18 protein-coding genes are annotated in these 17,068 nt (G+C 67.8%); 7 read left to right on the plus strand and 11 right to left on the minus strand.

The window, feature by feature from the left end; genetic code table 11:
• Positions 1–76 precede the first annotated feature (76 nt).
• The 3 genes from ABD683_RS05045 to rfbB form a co-directional block, all read right to left on the minus strand.
• Entirely contained in the window at positions 77–418 is a 342-nt protein-coding gene (locus ABD683_RS05045) for a hypothetical protein (protein WP_344767890.1), read from the minus strand.
• Positions 419–661: 243 nt separating this feature from the next.
• On the minus strand, positions 662–1,972 hold the full coding sequence (locus tag ABD683_RS05050; RefSeq protein ID WP_344767891.1) for a sugar nucleotide-binding protein: 1,311 nt from the start codon (positions 1,970–1,972) through the stop codon (positions 662–664).
• On the minus strand, positions 1,973–2,971 hold the full coding sequence (gene rfbB, locus ABD683_RS05055) for a dTDP-glucose 4,6-dehydratase (protein WP_344767892.1): 999 nt from the start codon (positions 2,969–2,971) through the stop codon (positions 1,973–1,975).
• A gap of 61 nt (positions 2,972–3,032) precedes the next feature.
• Between rfbB and rfbA the strand changes: the two genes are divergently transcribed.
• Positions 3,033–3,896 (plus strand): glucose-1-phosphate thymidylyltransferase RfbA, encoded by an 864-nt coding sequence (rfbA, locus tag ABD683_RS05060; RefSeq protein ID WP_344767894.1) that lies wholly within the window; start codon positions 3,033–3,035, stop codon positions 3,894–3,896.
• Positions 3,897–3,951: 55 nt separating this feature from the next.
• Here the strand turns inward: rfbA and ABD683_RS05065 are convergent, their stop codons facing one another.
• The 6 genes from ABD683_RS05065 to ABD683_RS05090 all read right to left on the minus strand — a co-directional run bounded on the left by ABD683_RS05065 (position 3,952) and on the right by ABD683_RS05090 (position 7,406).
• Positions 3,952–4,248, minus strand: a complete 297-nt coding sequence (locus ABD683_RS05065; RefSeq protein ID WP_344767895.1) for a DUF1416 domain-containing protein — start codon at positions 4,246–4,248, stop codon at positions 3,952–3,954.
• A complete protein-coding gene (locus tag ABD683_RS05070; RefSeq protein ID WP_344767896.1) occupies positions 4,248–5,096 on the minus strand; it encodes a sulfurtransferase in 849 nt (282 codons plus the stop codon). The genes ABD683_RS05065 and ABD683_RS05070 overlap by 1 nt, the downstream gene beginning before the upstream one ends.
• Before the next feature lie 45 nt (positions 5,097–5,141).
• A complete protein-coding gene (locus ABD683_RS05075; protein WP_344767898.1) occupies positions 5,142–5,597 on the minus strand; it encodes a DUF4395 domain-containing protein in 456 nt (151 codons plus the stop codon).
• A gap of 263 nt (positions 5,598–5,860) precedes the next feature.
• The gene (locus ABD683_RS05080; RefSeq protein ID WP_344767900.1) at positions 5,861–6,271 is read right to left on the minus strand and encodes a TlpA family protein disulfide reductase; all 411 of its coding nucleotides are present in this window, start codon (positions 6,269–6,271) and stop codon (positions 5,861–5,863) included.
• 21 nt (positions 6,272–6,292) lie between these two features.
• Positions 6,293–7,084 carry a hypothetical protein gene (locus tag ABD683_RS05085; RefSeq protein ID WP_344767902.1) on the minus strand — a complete coding sequence of 264 codons (792 nt, stop codon included), beginning with the start codon at positions 7,082–7,084 and terminating at the stop codon, positions 6,293–6,295.
• Between the two features lie 37 nt (positions 7,085–7,121).
• Positions 7,122–7,406: a MoaD/ThiS family protein gene (locus ABD683_RS05090; RefSeq protein ID WP_344767904.1), complete on the minus strand. Its 285-nt coding sequence runs from the start codon at positions 7,404–7,406 to the stop codon at positions 7,122–7,124.
• A gap of 89 nt (positions 7,407–7,495) precedes the next feature.
• Here ABD683_RS05090 and ABD683_RS05095 point away from each other — a divergent pair, with 89 nt between their 5' ends.
• Genes ABD683_RS05095 through mshD form a run of 3 tightly spaced genes read left to right on the plus strand, consistent with a single transcriptional unit; the run spans position 7,496 to position 10,500 of the window.
• On the plus strand, positions 7,496–8,218 hold the full coding sequence (locus ABD683_RS05095) for a winged helix-turn-helix transcriptional regulator (RefSeq protein ID WP_344767905.1): 723 nt from the start codon (positions 7,496–7,498) through the stop codon (positions 8,216–8,218).
• 24 nt (positions 8,219–8,242) lie between these two features.
• Positions 8,243–9,667 (plus strand): carboxyl transferase domain-containing protein, encoded by a 1,425-nt coding sequence (locus ABD683_RS05100; RefSeq protein WP_344767907.1) that lies wholly within the window; start codon positions 8,243–8,245, stop codon positions 9,665–9,667.
• Positions 9,664–10,500: a mycothiol synthase gene (mshD, locus tag ABD683_RS05105; protein WP_344767909.1), complete on the plus strand. Its 837-nt coding sequence runs from the start codon at positions 9,664–9,666 to the stop codon at positions 10,498–10,500. Before ABD683_RS05100 ends, mshD begins: the two co-directional genes overlap by 4 nt.
• Before the next feature lie 54 nt (positions 10,501–10,554).
• On the opposite strand, the gene ABD683_RS05110 is transcribed toward mshD, so the two are convergent.
• Positions 10,555–11,598 (minus strand): alpha/beta hydrolase, encoded by a 1,044-nt coding sequence (locus ABD683_RS05110; protein WP_344767911.1) that lies wholly within the window; start codon positions 11,596–11,598, stop codon positions 10,555–10,557.
• A gap of 63 nt (positions 11,599–11,661) precedes the next feature.
• Between ABD683_RS05110 and ABD683_RS05115 the strand changes: the two genes are divergently transcribed.
• Positions 11,662–13,797 (plus strand): RNA degradosome polyphosphate kinase, encoded by a 2,136-nt coding sequence (locus tag ABD683_RS05115; RefSeq protein ID WP_344767913.1) that lies wholly within the window; start codon positions 11,662–11,664, stop codon positions 13,795–13,797.
• Positions 13,798–13,806: 9 nt separating this feature from the next.
• Here the strand turns inward: ABD683_RS05115 and ABD683_RS05120 are convergent, their stop codons facing one another.
• Positions 13,807–14,871, minus strand: coding sequence for a hypothetical protein (locus tag ABD683_RS05120; protein ID WP_344767914.1), 1,065 nt, complete (start codon positions 14,869–14,871; stop codon positions 13,807–13,809).
• Between the two features lie 54 nt (positions 14,872–14,925).
• Here ABD683_RS05120 and ABD683_RS05125 point away from each other — a divergent pair, with 54 nt between their 5' ends.
• Both ABD683_RS05125 and pstS read left to right on the plus strand, forming a co-directional pair.
• Positions 14,926–15,807, plus strand: coding sequence for an NUDIX hydrolase (locus ABD683_RS05125; RefSeq protein WP_344767916.1), 882 nt, complete (start codon positions 14,926–14,928; stop codon positions 15,805–15,807).
• A gap of 122 nt (positions 15,808–15,929) precedes the next feature.
• A complete protein-coding gene (gene pstS / locus ABD683_RS05130) occupies positions 15,930–17,027 on the plus strand; it encodes a phosphate ABC transporter substrate-binding protein PstS (protein ID WP_344767918.1) in 1,098 nt (365 codons plus the stop codon).
• The last annotated feature ends 41 nt before the right edge of the window (positions 17,028–17,068 follow it).

The raw sequence follows: 17,068 nt of genomic DNA on the forward strand, positions 1-17,068 counted from the left end.
GGCTCGACGTGGTTCGGACCCAGGGGCACAGCCTGCGGACCAAGCGCACATCCGACGTTTCGTCAGGAGCACCCGACTAGTTGGCCGACAACGCTTCAATCAGCCATGGCAATTGGCTTGCCGCTGCAAGTGAGGTGAGTTGGTCACGGCTACCGCCTGCTTCTAGGAAGTCTTCGAACGGGCCAGCCAAAAGGTACCTTCGTTCATCTTCGGATGCTGCCGATCGCGCCACCAGCACGAGCATCAAAGCTGCCCGACTCGTCCCGGAATCGATCACCTCCGACACTCGCCACCATGCCGCGTGCTCCTCGGGCATCTGATGCTCGGAACGAATCCGGTCGGCACGACTTTCGCTCCCCGACGCCCGGATCCACGTCCAGTACCCGTGCACATCCTTGTCCAGAGAACGATCAGACATACGCCAGCTCCCGGGCCGCAGAATGGTGAATAGATCTTGAATGCGAACCAAGCCGTCGCACCCGCCGCAAGGAAGGCTGGCACCTTTCGAGTCGCCACTTTCCATATTCGGTCAGGCAATCTCCACCGCGAACCGCACTGGCTCTGCGTCCAATCTTGTCGTTCAGTTTCACGACCTTTTCACTATTTGGCGACTGAAAATGCGATTTCTACCTGTTGGCACCAATCTGCAACTAGACGCGGCCTAGCTCAGCGTGCTGTGGGGGGGGCGGGGAGCCAGATTCTTGCCCTCGGCGTACTTCGCCGTGGTCGTCGGAGACACCCGATCTGGATCGTGACCTGCGGCTTTGAACGTCTCGCGGGCGATCTCGTACCAGCTCTTCGGATCGCCTCCGCTGGTGATGTTGTGCACCCCGTACGGCGCCTTGTCACGCAGCAGCTGGAGGATGCCGGCCGCGAGGTCAGTCGTGTAGGTGAGGCGGCCGATCTGGTCGTCGACGACAGCGGGGTCGACGCCCTTCTCGGCGAGGCCCTGCATCGTGGAGATGAAGTTGTTGCCGTCGCCGATGACCCAGCTCGTGCGCACGATGTAGTGGCGCGGGACCGTGCTGACCACGGCATCGGCGGCGGCCTTGGTCTGCCCGTAGACACCCAATGGCGAGAAGCCCTCGTCTACGCCGTGCTCGGGCAGCTCGCCGTCGAACACGTAGTCGGACGACACGTGCACGAGCGTGAGCCCGTTGGCGGTAGCGGCCTTGGCGAGCTCGACCACCGCCGAGACGTTGACCCGCCACGCATCGCGGCGACCTTCGAGCGTCTCGGCGGCGTCGACCGCGGTGTAGGCGGCGGCGTTGATGACGGTGTCGTAGTCACGCCAAGCGACCCGCTCGTACGCCGACGCGTCCGTCAGGTCGAAGTCGTCGCGGGTCCAGGCGACGGCGTCTGGGAGCGCAGCAACCAGCGCCTTGCCGAGCTGGCCGCCCGCACCGAGGATCAGCGTCTTGCGCGGTGCCATCGGCGTGACGTCGGCGAGACGGGGATGCGCCTTGTCCTTGTCGGAGAGCTCGGCGTCCTCCAGCGGGATCGGCCACGCGATCGCTGCAGTCTCGTCGGCCACGTTGACGTTGGTGTAGGTCGCGTCGGCGCTCCAGTGGTCATTGACGAGGTACGTGTAGACCGTGTCGGGCTCGAGCGTCTGATAGGAGTTGCCGACGCCGCGCGGCACGAACACCGCGACACCGGGATCGATCTCGACCGAGAACGTCGCACCGAACGTCTCGCCCTCGCGCAGGTCGACCCACGCCGCGAAGATCCGCCCGGCGGCGACCGAGACCAGCTTGTCCCACGGCTCGGCGTGGATGCCGCGAGTCGCGCCGACCGCGGAGTTGAACGAGATGTTGTTCTGCACCGGTCCGAAGTCGGGCAGACCCAGGTCGACCATCTTCTGCCGCTGCCAGTTCTCCTTGAACCAGCCGCGGCTGTCACGGTGCACCGGCAGCTCGATCAGCAGCATGCCGGGGATCGGGGTCGTGGTGACCCGGAGCTCGCCCGACACTCAGTGACCCAGCTCGGTGTACTTCGCCTCGGTGGCGGCCTTCTGCGGACGCCACCAGGCCTCGTTCGACGCGTACCAGTCGATCGTCGCCGCCAGGCCCGAGTCGAAGTCGGTGAACGAGGGGGCCCAGCCGAGCTCGGTGCGGAGCTTGGACGAGTCGATGGCATAACGCATGTCATGGCCCGCGCGGTCCTTGACGTGCTCGTAGTCGCCGGCGTCGTGACCCATCAGGCGCAGGATCGACTCGACGACGGTCTTGTTGTCGACCTCACCATCAGCACCGATGAGATAGGTCTCGCCGACCTCGCCCGCCTCCACGATGCGGAGCACCGCGGAGCTGTGGTCGTCGGCGTGGATCCAGTCGCGGACGTTGAGACCCTCGCCGTACAGCTTGGGCTTGATGCCGTCGATGAGGTTGGTGATCTGACGCGGGATGAACTTCTCGACGTGCTGGCGCGGACCGTAGTTGTTGGAGCAGTTGCTCAGAGTCGCCTGCACGCCGAACGATCGCACCCAGGCGCGTACGAGGAGGTCCGAGCCGGCCTTGGTGGCGGAGTAGGGGCTCGACGGGTTGTAGGGCGTCGACTCGGTGAACTTCGACGGGTCGTCGAGCTCGAGGTCGCCGTAGACCTCGTCGGTCGAGATGTGGTGGAAGCGGGTGTCGTGGCGACGCGCCGCCTCGAGCAGCGTGAACGTGCCGATGATGTTGGTGTCGATGAACGGGCGCGGGTCGTGCAGCGAGTTGTCGTTGTGCGACTCGGCAGCGAAGTGGATGACGGCGTCGTGCGACCCGGTGAGCTTGTCGACCAGCTCGCTGTCGGCGATGTCGCCGACGACGAGCTCGAACCGTTCGGGCGGGAGTCCGGCAAGCGAGGCCTCGTGGCCCGCGTACGTCAGCTTGTCGAGCACCGTGACGTCGAGGTCGGTCTCACGGAGGACGTAGTGGGCGAAGTTGGACCCGATGAAACCGGCTCCTCCAGTGACGAGGAGTCTGCGCATGCCGAGCAGGATACCTGCCCGCGATGTGCGTCCCGAGCGCTGCTGTCCGTACTCTGTCGCAATGCGAGGAATCATCCTGGCCGGCGGCACCGGCTCGCGCCTGCACCCGATCACGCAGGGCGTCAGCAAGCAGCTCGTGCCGGTCTACGACAAGCCGATGATCTATTACCCGCTGTCGACGCTGATGTCCGCCGGCATCAAGGACATCCTGGTCATCACGACGCCGCACGAAGCCGAGCAGTTCAAGCGGCTGCTCGGTGACGGCTCGCAGTTCGGTGTCTCGATCACGTTCGCGCAGCAGCCGTCACCCGACGGTCTCGCCCAGGCGTTCATCATCGGCGCCGACCACATCGGCTCGGACGAGGCCGCACTGATCCTCGGCGACAACATCTTCTACGGCGCCGGGTTGGGCAGCAGCCTTGAGCGCTTCCGCGGCATCGACGGTGCCGGGGTGTTCGGCTACCGCGTACGCAATGCCAGCGCGTACGGCGTCGTCGAGTTCGACGAAAACGGCGTGGCCATCTCCCTGGAGGAGAAGCCGGCGACGCCCAAGAGCAACTTCGCGGTGCCGGGACTCTACTTCTACGACAACGACGTCGTCGGCCACGCCGCCGACCTCAAGCCGTCGGCGCGCGGCGAGCTCGAGATCACCGACCTCAACCGTACGTACCTCGAGCTGGGCAAGCTCAACGTCGAGATCCTCGACCGCGGCACGGCGTGGCTCGACACCGGTACGTTCGACGACCTCAACGACGCGTCCAACTTCGTCCGTACGATCGAGCACCGGCAGGGTCTCAAGATCTCGTGCCCCGAGGAGACCGCCTGGCGCATGGGCTTCCTCACCGACGACGAGCTGCGCGACCGCGCCAAGGGCCTCATGAAGAGCGGCTACGGCACGTACCTGTTGACCCTGCTGGAGGACTGACAGGAACACCCTCCCCGCCGGAGCGGAGAGGGTGCCTGGACCAGCAAACAATCGGTCAGACGGCGACGAGCACCTCGGCGACCGTGCCCGTGGCAGCGGTCACGGCGTTGTCGACCGAGACGGCCTTCGGCGCCAGCGTGCGGAGCGTCCAGTCGCCGGGACCGGCGAAGAACCGGAACTGGCCCGTGGCGGAGGTCGGGACCTCGGCGGTGAACTCGCCCGTACGGTCGAGCAGACGTACGTAGGCATTGCCGACCGGCTCACCGTTGCGTGTCACCACGCCCTGGATCACGGCCTGGTTGGCCACGTCGACGCCCTCGAGCGAGGGGCCGCCCTTGATCGCGCCGCACATCAGGCAGCACCCGGCTCGTCGCCGAGGGCGACAGGCACGCCGCGCAGCGAGCCGTACTCGCTCCACGATCCGTCGTAGTTCTTGACGTTCTCGTGACCCAGGATCTCCTTGAGCACGAACCACGTGTGCGAGCTGCGCTCGCCGATGCGGCAGTAGGCGATGGTGTCCTTGCCGTCATCGAGTCCGGCCTCGGCGTAGAGCGCCTTGAGCTCCTCGTCGCTGCGGAACGTGCCGTCGTCGTTGGCGGCCTTGCTCCACGGCACGTTGCCGGCGGTCGGGATGTGACCACCGATCTGCGCGGCTTCCTGCGGCAGGTGCGCCGGAGCCAGCAGGCGGCCGGCGTACTCGTCAGGGCTGCGGACGTCGATGAGGTTCTTGGTGCCGATGGCCTCGATGACCTCGTCACGGAAGGCGCGGATCGCGGTGTTGGGCTCCTTGGCGACGTACGTCGTGGCCGGGCGCTCCGTCACGTCGGTGGTCAGCTCACGGCTGTCGAGCTCCCACTTCTTGCGGCCGCCGTCGAGGAGACGGAGGTTGTCGTGGCCGTAGTACTTGAGGTACCAGTAGGCGTAGGCGGCGAACCAGTTGTTGTTGCCGCCGTAGAACACGAGGGTGTCATCGTTGCTGATGCCCTTCTCGGACAGCAGCTTCTCCAGGCGCGGCTTGTCGATGAAGTCGTGGCGGACCCCATCCTGCAGGTCCTTGCGCCAGTCGATCTTGACGGCGCCGGCGATGTGGCCCTTGTCGTAGGCGTCAGCGTCTTCGTCGACCTCGATGAGTACGACGTTGGGGTCGGAGAGGTGCTCCTCGACCCAGTCAGCGGTGACGAGCGCGGATTCGCGGCTCATACGGTTCCTCCATTGGTGTGTGATGCGTGAGTGGTGCGGGACGTTTCAGGCACTGGCCGGCGAGACCCGGCGCAGCAGAAGGTAGAGCTCGCAGCCGAGGCACAGGCCGATGGCTGCGTTGAGCAGGGCCGCGATCAGCGCGAACGCCGTGGCGACCAGTCCGACCGTCGTCGCGCCGGCCAGGAAGGCGACCAGTGCAACTGCGGTGAACGTGAAGCCGACGAGCTGTGCAAATCGCGGCGGACGGGAGTCCTCGAGCTCGGCAGGTGCGCCGATCCGGGGACGGATGACCAGCTTGTAGAAGATCGAGTAGGGCGAGCGGTGCAAGCCGGCGAATGCCGCGGTGGCGAACACCGCGACCTGGACGGCGAGCAGGATCTCGCGTGCCGGTGAGGGCAGTACGAGGACCAGCGCCACCACGACGGCGGTGATGCCAGCGGCGACGCGAAGACCGCGCGGGTCGACCCGAGTCGGCGCGGACTGCTGCTGTGTTGCAGACATCTGGATGCTCCTGGACAGGTGGGAGGTCACGGCCGAAGACGACGACGGTGACAGGGCTGACAGTTGAGAAGGGTCAGCGCATTCGACACAGCGACGAGCACATGCAGCAGTTGTCCACTGCCCTGCGTCGTGTCAGATGTGTCGTCTGGAACATGTCAACCAGAGTAGGGAACTCCTGTCGAGGATTCGGGAATCGTCCCGCGATATGGACACCTGTCTCATATTTCGGGATTGGCGTGCGTCCTGTCCCCGTGGAGTGTGGCTCAGGCCACAGCGTCGGCCAACGCACCCAGCACCTGGTCGCGTCGCGGCAGACCAGAGGCACGCTTGGTGATGCGGCCTCGGGCGTCGAGGACCAGGACGGTCGGCGTACGCAGGATGTTGAGCTTGCGGGTCAGCTCGAGGTTCTCCTCGGCATCGATGTCGACCGTCACGACGCCCGGCGTCTTGTCTGCGATGTCGGCCAGAAGGACGCGGGTGGCACGGCACGGTGCGCAGAACGCACTGGAGAACTGGACCAGCGTCGCCCGCTCGCCGAGCCTGCCGCCGATCTCGTCGGCCCCGAGGTGCTCGCCGTCAGGCTTGGCCGCGAAGCGACCGTTCTTGAACGACACCGCGACCGCGACGAGCACCGTCAGGACGACGGCGATGCCGAGCACGACGATTCCGTTCATGTTTCAACGATACGTCGAGCGTCACAGCGTGATGAGCTGTCCCGCGATGTAGACGATCGGCGCAGCGAGTGCGATCGCCAACGCCCCGGGCAGGCCCCAAGCCGCAGCCGGGTGGGAGCTTCCCTCGGCCCACGAGCGACCCAGCAGCTGGCCGAGCACCGCGAACAGCGCCGCGGTCGACCCGAGCGCCACACCGAGGACCCAGGTCATCGCCGTGTCGACGTTCAGCACGACGACGGCGCCAGCCACGCCGCCCGCCACCATCGCCGCGGATCCACAGACCCAGCGATCGATCGGGATCAGCCAGACAAGAACGCCGGCGGTGACGCCCGCAGCGCCGACCGCAACCACCTCGGCGTCGCCGAAGGACTGGACGGCCCCGATCCAGCCGACCGTGAGCGCGGCGAGCACGGCCAGGGCGACGGAGTAGGCGGTGGTGGAGACGAGATGCGTACGGCCGTCAGTACGCAGCATCTGGGTCGCCAACGCGATGAACACACCCACGACGATCGCCGGCATGATCGACGCGATCATGCCGTTGTCGGCGTGGCCGAACACCTTGGCGGAGGTGCCGTCGGCGCCCTCGAGCACCTCCGGCCACATCGACAGCGCCGTCGCGACGAGTCCCGCACCGGCAACCGTGGCGACCTTGGGCACCTCGACGACATCGTCCACGACCGGCATCGGAGCCAGCGCGATCAGGAGCTGCGTCACGACCACGACCGCGGCGACGAGCCACGCGTCGGTGTAGGCGGCCAGGGTCAGCAGTCCCGCGAGCACCAGGGTCAGCAGCGTGGAGGCGACGTTCGACACCTCCGCATGATGGCAGGTCGACCTGTCGGCGCGCGGGTCAACCTCCGGCGAAGGGCGGCAGGAGCTCGACCGAGTCGCCGGCCGAAACACGTACGTCTGCATGGTCACGCGACCCGACCGGGGTCTCGCCGATGAGGATCGAGCAGGTGCCGATCACGTCCTCGAAACGATCACGGTCGCGGTGCCGACGATGGATCTCGGTCAGCACGTCGGCGAGCGATCCGGCGGGAACCGACTCCTCCGCGATGCCCGCGGCAGACCGAGCCGACGCCCAGTAGCGCACTGTGACGTCGTTCTCACCTCGTGGAAATTGTTCCGACACATGTCGTATTGTTGACCATGCAACGAGGCCTTGGTGATTTGCCATGGCCTCTTGCCATAGGCAGATCCAGCAAGCACTGGAGGTAGCGGATGTCCCACCTGCTCCTGCTGACACGCAGCAAGCAGTCGTCGGTAGAGGTCCTTCCTGCCCTCGCCCTGCTCCCCCACCACGTCAAGATCCTGCCCGCCGAGGCCAGCGCCCTCCTCGATGCGCCGCCGTGTGACGCCGTGATCGTCGATGGTCGCCATGACCTCGCGCAGGTACGCAGCCTGACCCGCGTCATCCGTACGACCGGCATCGAGTGCCCGCTGATCCTGATCCTCACCGAAGGCGGCCTCGCCGTCGCTGCCGCCGACTGGGGCATGGACGACGTCATCCTGACGACTGCCGGTCCCGCCGAGCTCGACGCGCGCCTGCGCCTCGGCATCGGCCGCACCCTTGCGGGTCGCGACGGTGACACCGAGAACCACGTGATCTCCTCCAGCGGCCTGGTCGTCGACGATGCCAGCTACACCGCCAAGCTCGAGAACCGCAGCCTCGACCTCACGTTCAAGGAGTTCGAGCTCCTCAAGTTCCTCGCCCAGCACCCCGGTCGCGTCTTCACCCGCCAGCAGCTCCTGCAGGAGGTGTGGGGCTACGACTACTTCGGCGGCACTCGCACCGTCGACGTCCACGTACGCCGTCTGCGCGCCAAGCTGGGAGTCGAGCACGAGACGCTGATCGGCACGGTCCGCAACGTCGGCTACCGCTTCGTCGCGGTCAAGAACGACTCGGCGCGCGACACCGCCGACGCAGACGAGGCCACTGTCTAGGCCGTGAAATAGGCTTGAGGCCTGATGGCTCACCTGACTGCGCACGGTCTGCTTGAACTCGTCCTCGACGAAGGCTCGTTCGAGTCGTGGGACTCTCCCGTCGACCACACCGGTCTTGACCCGCAGTACCGACAGGAGCTGGTGGCCGCCGCCGAGCGCGCCGGCACCGACGAGTCCGTCCTGACCGGTCGCGGGCTGATGCGCGGTCGTCCCGTCGCCGTCCTGGTCAACGAGTTCCGGTTCCTCGCCGGCTCGATCGGACGTGAAGCCGCACTGCGCATCGTCTCGGCCGTACGCCGTGCCACTGCCGAGGGCATCCCGGTGCTCGCCACCACGGCCTCCGGCGGCACCCGCATGCAGGAGGGCACCCCGGCGTTCGTCCACATGGTCGACATCTCGCGCGCGATCATGGACCACCGCGCGGCGGGCCTCCCCTACCTGATCTACCTGCGCCATCCGACCACCGGCGGGGTCTTCGCCTCGTGGGGGTCGCTGGCGCACATCACGATCGCCGAGCCCGGCGCCCTGATCGGCTTCCTCGGCCCCAAGGTCTACGAGCTGCTCGAGGGCAAGCCGTTCCCGCCCAACATCCAGACCGCCGAAAACCTCGCCGATCGCGGCATCATCGACGCCGTCGTGCTGCCCGACGAGCTGCCCCTGCTGATCGACCGTGCACTCGGGTTGCTCGTGGACGCGCCGACGGAGCAGACGCGCGAACGTCGTACCGGTGAGGTGCAGCGCAAGAAGACCGCATGGGAGTCGATCGAGATCACGCGCGCTCCCGGCCGTGCCGGCGTGCGCGAGGTGTTGCGCTACGGAAGCGATGCGACCGTACGGCTCCAGGGCACCGAGAAGGGTGAGCGCGACAGCGCCATGATCGTCGCCTTCGCGCGGCTCGACGGTCAGCCGTGCGTCGTCATCGGCCAGGACCGTACGACGCAGACCCGCTTCAAGCCGATGGGCCCGGCGGCGCTGCGTGAGGCCCGCCGCGGCATGCGCCTCGCCAACGAGCTCCGGCTGCCGCTCGTGTCGTTCATCGACACCCCCGGCGCCGAGCTGTCACCCGAGGCCGAGCAGGGCGCGATCGCCGGCGAGATCGCCCGCTGCATCAGCTGGATGTCGACCATGCGCGTCCCGACCGTGTCGGTGCTGCTGGGGCAGGGCTGCGGAGGCGGCGCGCTGGCGCTGCTGCCCGCCGACGTCGTGATCGCCGCCGAGAACGCGTGGCTGTCACCACTGCCTCCCGAAGGAGCGAGCGCGATCGTGCACGGCGACCTCGAGCACGCCGCCGAGATGGCCGAGGTGCAGCGCATCGGTGCCGTCGACCTGCTCGAGAACGGCACGGTGCACCACATCGTGCCGGAGCCTCTCGATGACACCCCCGAGGCGTTCGCCAGGGCGATCGCCGCCGAGGTCGCCTCGCAGCTGCGGCACCTCAGGGTGCGATGAGCCTCCAAGAGCTCGGCGAGCGTGCCATCGCTGTCGACGGCGTCGCGCCGTTCAACGAGGCATCGCTGCTCGCGCTCAGGGCGGGTGATGCAGCGCGCGTGCTGGTCCTGCGTACCGACTCCGATGGCGCGCTGATCGCTGCCGCCTACGCGTCGGGCGACGCACCCGTCGAGGTGGTCGTCGCCCCGGACCGTCGCCGTGCCGGCATCGGGCGGAGCATCGTCGACGAGCTGCTCGCCGACGGCGAGACCCGGTTCTGGGCGCACGGCGATCTCCCGGGAGCCCGGGCACTGGCTGCTGCCGCCGGGCTCGGCGCCGCGCGCACGCTGCTGGTGCTGCGGCTCGAGATGGTCGGGGCGCCGGCGGAGACGGTGCCGGACGGGATCACCTTGCGGTCGTACGAACCCGCCGACGCCGATGCCGTCGTCGAGGTCAATCGCCGGGCCTTTGCGTCACACCCCGAGCAGGGGGCGATGGATCGCGCGGACTTCGATCGCCGTACCCGCAACGACTGGTTCGACCCCGCCGGCCTCTTCGTCGCCGAGCGCGACGGGCGCATCGTCGGGTTCCACTGGACCAAGGTCGAGGACAACCTCGGTGAGGTCTACGTCGTCGGCATCGACCCCGATGCGCAGGGCGGCGGACTCGGCAAGGCCCTCACGGCTCGCGGCCTGCGACACCTGTGGGAGTCGGGCATCCGTACGGTCGACCTGTATGTCGAGGGCGACAACTCACCCGCGCTCGCGGTCTACGAGGGCCTCGGCTTCAGGCCTCACGCCAAGGACGTCCTGTACGCCGCGCCCGAGCTCGCCGGCGGCCATACGCACGAGTGAGTCGCTCGGATCCTTCTCGTGCACCGCTTCGCTTCGCTCACGACCTCCGAGGGGCTAGCTGAGGCCGCGCTGGAGGGCTGACGCGATGCGGCGCACAGCCTTGGGAGCGCTCGAGCCGAACGCCACCATGTTGGCGAAGCCGTGGATCAGGCCCTCCTCGCACACGTACTCGACCGGTACGCCGGCCTCCTTCAGCTTGTCGGCGTAGGCCTTGCCCTCGTCGAGCAGCGGGTCGAAGCCCGCCGTGACGACGTACGCCGGCGCGACACCCTTCGGGTCGTGGTGCAGCGGCGAGAGCCGCTTGTCGGCCTTGTCCTCGTCGCCCACGAGATAGTTCTCCTGGGCGAGGTCCATGAAGGCCTTCGTGAGGAAGAACCCGTCCGCGTACGTCGTGCGGCTCTCGCTGACCTCGACGAAGTCCGTCGCGGGATAGATCAACAGCTGGAAGGCCGGCTTGACCCCGTCCTCCTCCGCAGCGTGCAGGGCCGTGATCGCGGCGAGGTTGCCGCCCGCACTGTCACCACCGACGGCGATGCGGGCCGGGTCGACCCCGAGTCCCTGGGCGTGCTCGGAGATCCACTTCCAGGCGGCCCAGCAGTCGTCCCACGCCGCCGGGAACGGCGCCTCGGGGGCGAGCCGGTAGTCGACCGCGATGACCCGGACCTGGGCCTCCTCGGCGAGGAAGCGGCACAGCGCGTCGTGGCTCTCGAGGTTGCCGTAGATCCAGCCGCCACCGTGGAAGAACAGCAGCGCCGGGGCAGGGCCCGACAGTCCGCGAGGCGTGTAGAAGCGCAGCGGCAGTGGTCCGCCGGGGCCGTCGATCGTCCGGTCGGTCACGGCGCCGATGGGCTGGCTGCCACCGACCAGGCGCGAGCTCGACACGATCTGGCGCCGCGCCCGGCTGATCGGGATGCTCTCGACCGCGGAGCCCTCGAGCCGCTGGAGCTTGAGCAGCAGCTGCATCTCGGGGTGGAGCGTACGACCGTTGACGACGAGGGGCTCGCCGGCGAGCCGCTTGATGAGCGGGCTCGGCATCTTCATGAGGGACCGAGCAGTGAGGCCCATCGCCCCGTCGAGGACCTGGTGTACGAAGGACATGGCGGCAAAGTTAGCCCATCGTCTCGTTCAATCTGCGTTCACCTTGGTCTGTAACCATGAACTGTGGAATCACACGACATTGCGGTGGCCGATCTGGAAGCACCGGCCTCGCCCGACGAGTTCGACGTCGACCCGCCGTACGACGCAGCAGAGGCCGGTCTGCCCGACGACCGCTTCCTGGACCGTGAGCTGTCGTGGATCGCGTTCAACGCCCGGGTGCTCGAGCTGGCGCGCGACGAGTCGCTACCGCTGCTGGAGCGCGTGCGGTTCCTTGCGATCTTCGCCAGCAACCTCGACGAGTTCTTCATGGTGCGCATCGCCGGCCTCAAGCGCCGTATCGCCGCAGGTGTCGCGGTGCCGTCCGCCAGCGGCTTGAGTCCCCGCGACGTCCTCGCCAGCAGCCTCGCCACGAGCCAGACGCTCATGGAGCAGCACGCCGACGCGTTCCACCACGAGATCCTCCCGGCGCTGGCCGAGGAGGGCATCCACCTCATCCACTGGAGCTCGCTGAGCCAGTCGGAGCAGACCGCGATCAGCGAGCAGTACCGCGACAGGATCTTCCCGGTCCTCACGCCGCTCGCCGTCGACCCGGCACACCCCTTCCCGTACATCTCTGGTCTCTCGCTCAACCTCGCACTGCTGATGCGCAACCCCGACACCGGCAAGGACCACTTCGCCAGGGTCAAGGTGCCGCCGATCATCAACCGCTGGATGGAAGCCGATCCGGGCCGCTTCGTCCCGATCGAGGAGGTCATCGCAGCCCACCTCGACCTGCTGTTCCCCGGGATGGAGGTCATCGCCCACCACACGTTCCGGGTGACCCGCAACGAGGACCTCGAGGTCGAGGAGGACGACGCCGAGAACCTCCTCAAGGCGCTCGAGCAGGAGCTGCTGCGTCGCAAGTTCGGCCCGCCCGTACGTCTCGAGGTCGACGAGTCGATCGACCCCGGCGTGCTCGAGCTGCTGGTGTCGGAGCTCGGCATCAAGGATGCCGAGATCATCCGGCTGCGCGGTCCGCTCGACCTGCGCAGCCTCAACGAGATCGCCGACCTCGATCGTCCCAAGCTGCAGTACGACCCGTTCGTGCCCGGCACCCACACCCACCTCGCCGAGGTCGAGACGTCGAGCCCTGCCGACATGTTCAGCGCGCTGCGCAAGCGCGACGTGCTGGTGCACCACCCGTACGACTCGTTCGCCACCAGCGTGCAGCGCTTCATCGAGCAGGCCGCCGCCGATCCCCACGTGCTGGCGATCAAGCAGACGCTCTATCGCACGTCGGGTGACTCGCCGATCATCGACGCGCTCGTCGACGCCGCACGTGCCGGCAAGCAGGTGCTCGTGATCGTCGAGATCAAGGCCCGATTCGACGAGCAGGCCAACATCCGCTGGGCACGCAAGCTCGAGCGCGCCGGCTGCCACGTCGTCTATGGCCTGGTCGGCCTCAAGACCCACTGCAAGCTGTCGCTCGTCGTACGCGACGAGCCCGACGGCCTTCGCCGGTACGCGCACCTCGGAACGGGAAACTACAACCCCAAGACGGCACGCCTCTACGAGGACTTCGGCCTGTTGACGGCCGATCCCGCCATCGCCAACGATCTCAGCGACCTGTTCAACAACCTCTCCGGCTTTGCCAAGCGGTTCTCCTACCGGCGCCTGATGGTGGCACCCCAGGGACTCCGCGACGGCCTCTTGGAGCGCATCGACCGTGAGATCGCCAACCACCGGTCCGGCCGTCCGTCCGGCATCCGGATCAAGGCCAACTCGATCGTCGACGAGACCATCATCGACAAGCTGTACGAGGCGTCCCGTGCCGGCGTTGCGGTCGACCTCGTGGTGCGCGGCATCTGCACGCTCCGGCCCGGCGTACCAGGTCTCAGCGAGAACATCCGGGTGCGCAGCATCCTCGGCCGCTTCCTGGAGCACAGCCGGGTCTACTGGTTCGCAGGCGGTGGCGCCAACGAGGCGTGGATCGGGTCCGCCGACCTGATGCACCGCAACCTCGATCGGCGCGTCGAGGTGCTCGTACGCGTGCCGTCACCTGAGCACATCGCCCAGCTCGGCGAGCTCCTCGAGACCAGCGTGTCCGACGAGACCCTGTCGTGGCACCTGGGGCCTGACGGCGCGTGGGTCCGTCATGAGGGCACCGATCTGCAGGCGACTCTCACCGACCAGGCACGCTCCCGCCGCTCGCGGGCTTGACGAGTCCCGTCAGCAGCTCGCGAACAGCAATGGGCCGGTGCCACCCATGTAGGTCGCGCTGTTGGTGGGGTGGTCGAACCGCACTGTCGCCGTTGTCCCGTCGACGCGCGAGGAGGTGAGCTGCAGGGAGTCCTCGACCTGACCGCTACCTCCGATGTTGGCGCCCCGGGCGAGCGTCGTGCGCACCCGCAGCTGCTCCCTCGCACGGGTCGGCGAGCCGAATCCCCACACGAAGCGGACCTCCTGCTCGTCCGTGGAGACATCCGTCAACCCGCGCCCGGCGAATGTCGGCTTGGCCAGGTCGCCGGCGCGTGCCACCGCAGCGGCGGCCTGCGCGCGCACGTCGGCCGGCTGCTGCGTGAAGGAGGTCGACGCGCAGGCGATCGTGCCGCTCTGCAGCAGCGCCGAGTCGGTGCCGGCGAGCGACGACGCGACCTGGGCCGCCGACCGTACGCTGAGCAGCGACTCCTGGTCGCGGTCGATCACCTCGAGGACGCTCCGGACGTATGTGTCGCGGTCGCCGACCACGACGAGTCGCTTGCCGGGGACGATCGAGACCGCCTTGAGGGTCGCCGACAGCTCACCCGTCGTCGGGGTCGCGCTGGTCGAGCTCCACACGCCGTCGTCGAGGCGGTACTTCAGCTTGCGGAGCGCCGCTCGTACGTCCGACAGGGAGACCGAGTCGCCGAACCGGGCGACCATGGCAGCACCGTCGGCGGCCTGGCCGAAGACCTCCCACTCGACATCGGCGGCCGACCACCCGAACAACGAGTGCATCTCCTCGACGTTGCGCCCGATGGCGGAGCGCGTGGACAGGTCGCGGAGCGCCGCGTCGTCATTGAGCGCCGCCCGCCCCGCCGACGTCGAGGCGTCACCGAGATCGAGGCGCTGGCGGATCGCGGACCAGTCGGTGAATCCGGCGACGAGCGTGTCGGCGGGCAGGGAGTCGAGTGCCGAGGTCAGGCCGGACCGGGCATCGCCAGCACGGGCCGACACCCAGTAGCCTCCCGAAAGAGCGGCACCGATCACCAGGAGTGGAGCGAGGATCCATGACACGACAAGTCTGGGACTCATACCGTCTGCTCCTCCTTCACCCATCGGTCACTTCCTCAGGGGACAATACGCATCATGGCGCGTGAACAGGTGACGACGGCGGCAGGCGGCATCGTCTGGCGCAAGCGCGCGGGGTCCGGGCGGACCGAGCCGCGGGTCGATCTGCTCCTCATTCATCGGCCGCGCTACGACGACTGGACCTTTCCGAAGGGCAAGACCGAGCCGGGCGAGACCCTGCAGGCGACCGCCACCCGCGAGATCGCCGAGGAGACCGGCGCCCGCGTACGCCTCGGGCACCCGCTCGGCGAGCTCACCTACCCGGTCTCCGACGGGATGAAGTCCGTGTCCTACTGGTCGGCCCGGCTGGTCGGCGAGCAGGAGCCGTTCACGCCCAACAAGGAGGTCGACGAGGTGAGGTGGGTCGGCGTCCGCGAAGCGCGCAAGCTGCTCACGTACGACCACGACACCGCACTCCTCGAGACGTTCGTCGAGCTGCTCGACCGCAAGGCGCACCGCACCCGAACCCTGGTCGTCCTGCGGCACGGCAAGGCAGCCCCCCGCAGTGCCGACCTGCCCGACCTCGAGCGTCCCCTCACGACGGTCGGATCAGAGCAGTCCAAGCAGGTGCTGCCGGTCCTGGCCGCCTACGGAGTGAGCCGGGTCGTCAGCAGCCCGGCGCTGCGGTGTGCCCAGACCGTCGAGCCCTACGCGTACTCGATCAGCACGTTCATCGAGATCGACGAGCGACTCTCGGAGCAGACCGACGCCAACCAGGTCCACCGGTCCGTCGAGTCGATGCTGGATCGTGGCCGACCTGTCGTGCTGTGCTCGCATCGCCCGACCCTGCCCTGGATCTTCCAGTCGATCGGCACCGACGCGTACGACCTGGGCACCGGCGAAGGCGTCGTGGTGCACCACCGCAAGGGCGTCGTGCTCGCCGTGGAGAAGCTCGCCTAAAACGCCGAGGCCGACCGTTACGGCACCGTTCACCTCGCGTTCACCTGCGTTCCGATGTCGATACACCTGCGACTCCTAACGTCCGGAGGGTCAAGCAAGAATCCCAGAGAGGGAACCTCCCCGTGAACCGCACAATCCTCCGTGGCTCCGCAACAGCGGCCGCTGCATTTACCCTCGTCCTCGGCCTCGCAGCCTGTGGCGCATCCAACGAAGGCTCCGACGGCGACACCGGCTCTGACTCCAAGGTCAGCGGCACCCTGAACGCCGGCGGATCCAGCGCCCAGGAGGCCGCAGTGGCCGCCTGGAAGAAGGAGTTCCAGACCGCGAACCCCGACGTCACCGTCAACTACGACCCGGTCGGTTCGGGCGGCGGCCGCGAGCAGTTCCTCGCCGGTGGCCTCGCGGTCGCCGGCTCGGACGCCTACCTGAGCGACGAAGAGCTCGCCACCGCGAAGACGACCTGCAAGGGCGACATCGTCGAGGTTCCCGTCTACGTGAGCCCCATCGCCGTCATCTACAACCTGGACGGCGTCGACAAGCTCAACCTGTCGGCCAAGACGATCGGCTCCATCTTCGAGGGCAAGATCACGAAGTGGAACGACCCGGCCATCACGGCTGACAACCCGGACGCCAAGCTCCCGGACAGCGCGATCACGCCGGTCCACCGCTCGGACGACTCGGGCACGACCAAGAACTTCACCGACTACCTCGACAAGGCCTCCGAAGGTGGCTGGAGCGGTGGAGTCGTGGAGACGTGGCCCGTCAAGGGCGGCGAGGCTGCCGAAGGCACCTCGGGCGTCGTGGCAGCCGTCACCGGTGGTCAGGGCACGATCGGCTACGCCGACGAGAGCCAGGCCGGCGACCTCGGCAAGGCCAGCGTGAAGGTCGGCGACTCGTTCACCGATCCGACACCTGAGGCCGCCTCCAAGGTCCTCGACACCGCCACTCCCGTGGCAGGTCGCGGCACGACGGACATCGCGATCGACATCGACCGCAAGACGGCCGAAGCCGGCGTCTACCCGATCGTCCTCGCGTCCTACCAGATCGCCTGCCAGAAGTACGCGGACGCAGCCCAGGCTGACCTCGTCAAGGCATGGCTGACGTACATCGCCAGCGAAGACGGTCAGGCAGCCGCTGCCAAGAGTGCCGGTTCGGCACCGCTGAGCAGCGACTTCAGCACCAAGGTCCAGGCCGCGATCGACACGATCGCCGGAGCCTGATCCCGCGGCCGCCCGGTCCCCACAGGGGCCGGGCGGCTCGC

The sequence above is a fragment of the Aeromicrobium panaciterrae genome (genome assembly GCF_039537165.1).
In the GTDB taxonomy this organism is placed as follows: Bacteria; Actinomycetota; Actinomycetes; order Propionibacteriales; family Nocardioidaceae; genus Aeromicrobium; species Aeromicrobium panaciterrae.

What these genes read in the sequence shown, in the direction of transcription:
- ABD683_RS05110 (WP_344767911.1), bottom strand. Translation starts at nt 11,598, where the DNA reads ATGTCCTTCGTACACCAGGTCCTCGACGGGGCGATGGGCCTCACTGCT.
- ABD683_RS05080 (WP_344767900.1), bottom strand. Translation starts at nt 6,271, where the DNA reads ATGAACGGAATCGTCGTGCTCGGCATCGCCGTCGTCCTGACGGTGCTC.
- ABD683_RS05095 (WP_344767905.1), top strand. Translation starts at nt 7,496, where the DNA reads ATGTCCCACCTGCTCCTGCTGACACGCAGCAAGCAGTCGTCGGTAGAG.
- ABD683_RS05070 (WP_344767896.1), bottom strand. Translation starts at nt 5,096, where the DNA reads ATGAGCCGCGAATCCGCGCTCGTCACCGCTGACTGGGTCGAGGAGCAC.
- rfbB (WP_344767892.1), bottom strand. Translation starts at nt 2,971, where the DNA reads ATGCGCAGACTCCTCGTCACTGGAGGAGCCGGTTTCATCGGGTCCAAC.
- ABD683_RS05045 (WP_344767890.1), bottom strand. Translation starts at nt 418, where the DNA reads ATGTCTGATCGTTCTCTGGACAAGGATGTGCACGGGTACTGGACGTGG.
- mshD (WP_344767909.1), top strand. Translation starts at nt 9,664, where the DNA reads ATGAGCCTCCAAGAGCTCGGCGAGCGTGCCATCGCTGTCGACGGCGTC.
- ABD683_RS05125 (WP_344767916.1), top strand. Translation starts at nt 14,926, where the DNA reads ATGGCGCGTGAACAGGTGACGACGGCGGCAGGCGGCATCGTCTGGCGC.
- ABD683_RS05100 (WP_344767907.1), top strand. Translation starts at nt 8,243, where the DNA reads ATGGCTCACCTGACTGCGCACGGTCTGCTTGAACTCGTCCTCGACGAA.
- ABD683_RS05065 (WP_344767895.1), bottom strand. Translation starts at nt 4,248, where the DNA reads ATGTGCGGCGCGATCAAGGGCGGCCCCTCGCTCGAGGGCGTCGACGTG.
- rfbA (WP_344767894.1), top strand. Translation starts at nt 3,033, where the DNA reads ATGCGAGGAATCATCCTGGCCGGCGGCACCGGCTCGCGCCTGCACCCG.
- ABD683_RS05120 (WP_344767914.1), bottom strand. Translation starts at nt 14,871, where the DNA reads ATGAGTCCCAGACTTGTCGTGTCATGGATCCTCGCTCCACTCCTGGTG.
- ABD683_RS05075 (WP_344767898.1), bottom strand. Translation starts at nt 5,597, where the DNA reads ATGTCTGCAACACAGCAGCAGTCCGCGCCGACTCGGGTCGACCCGCGC.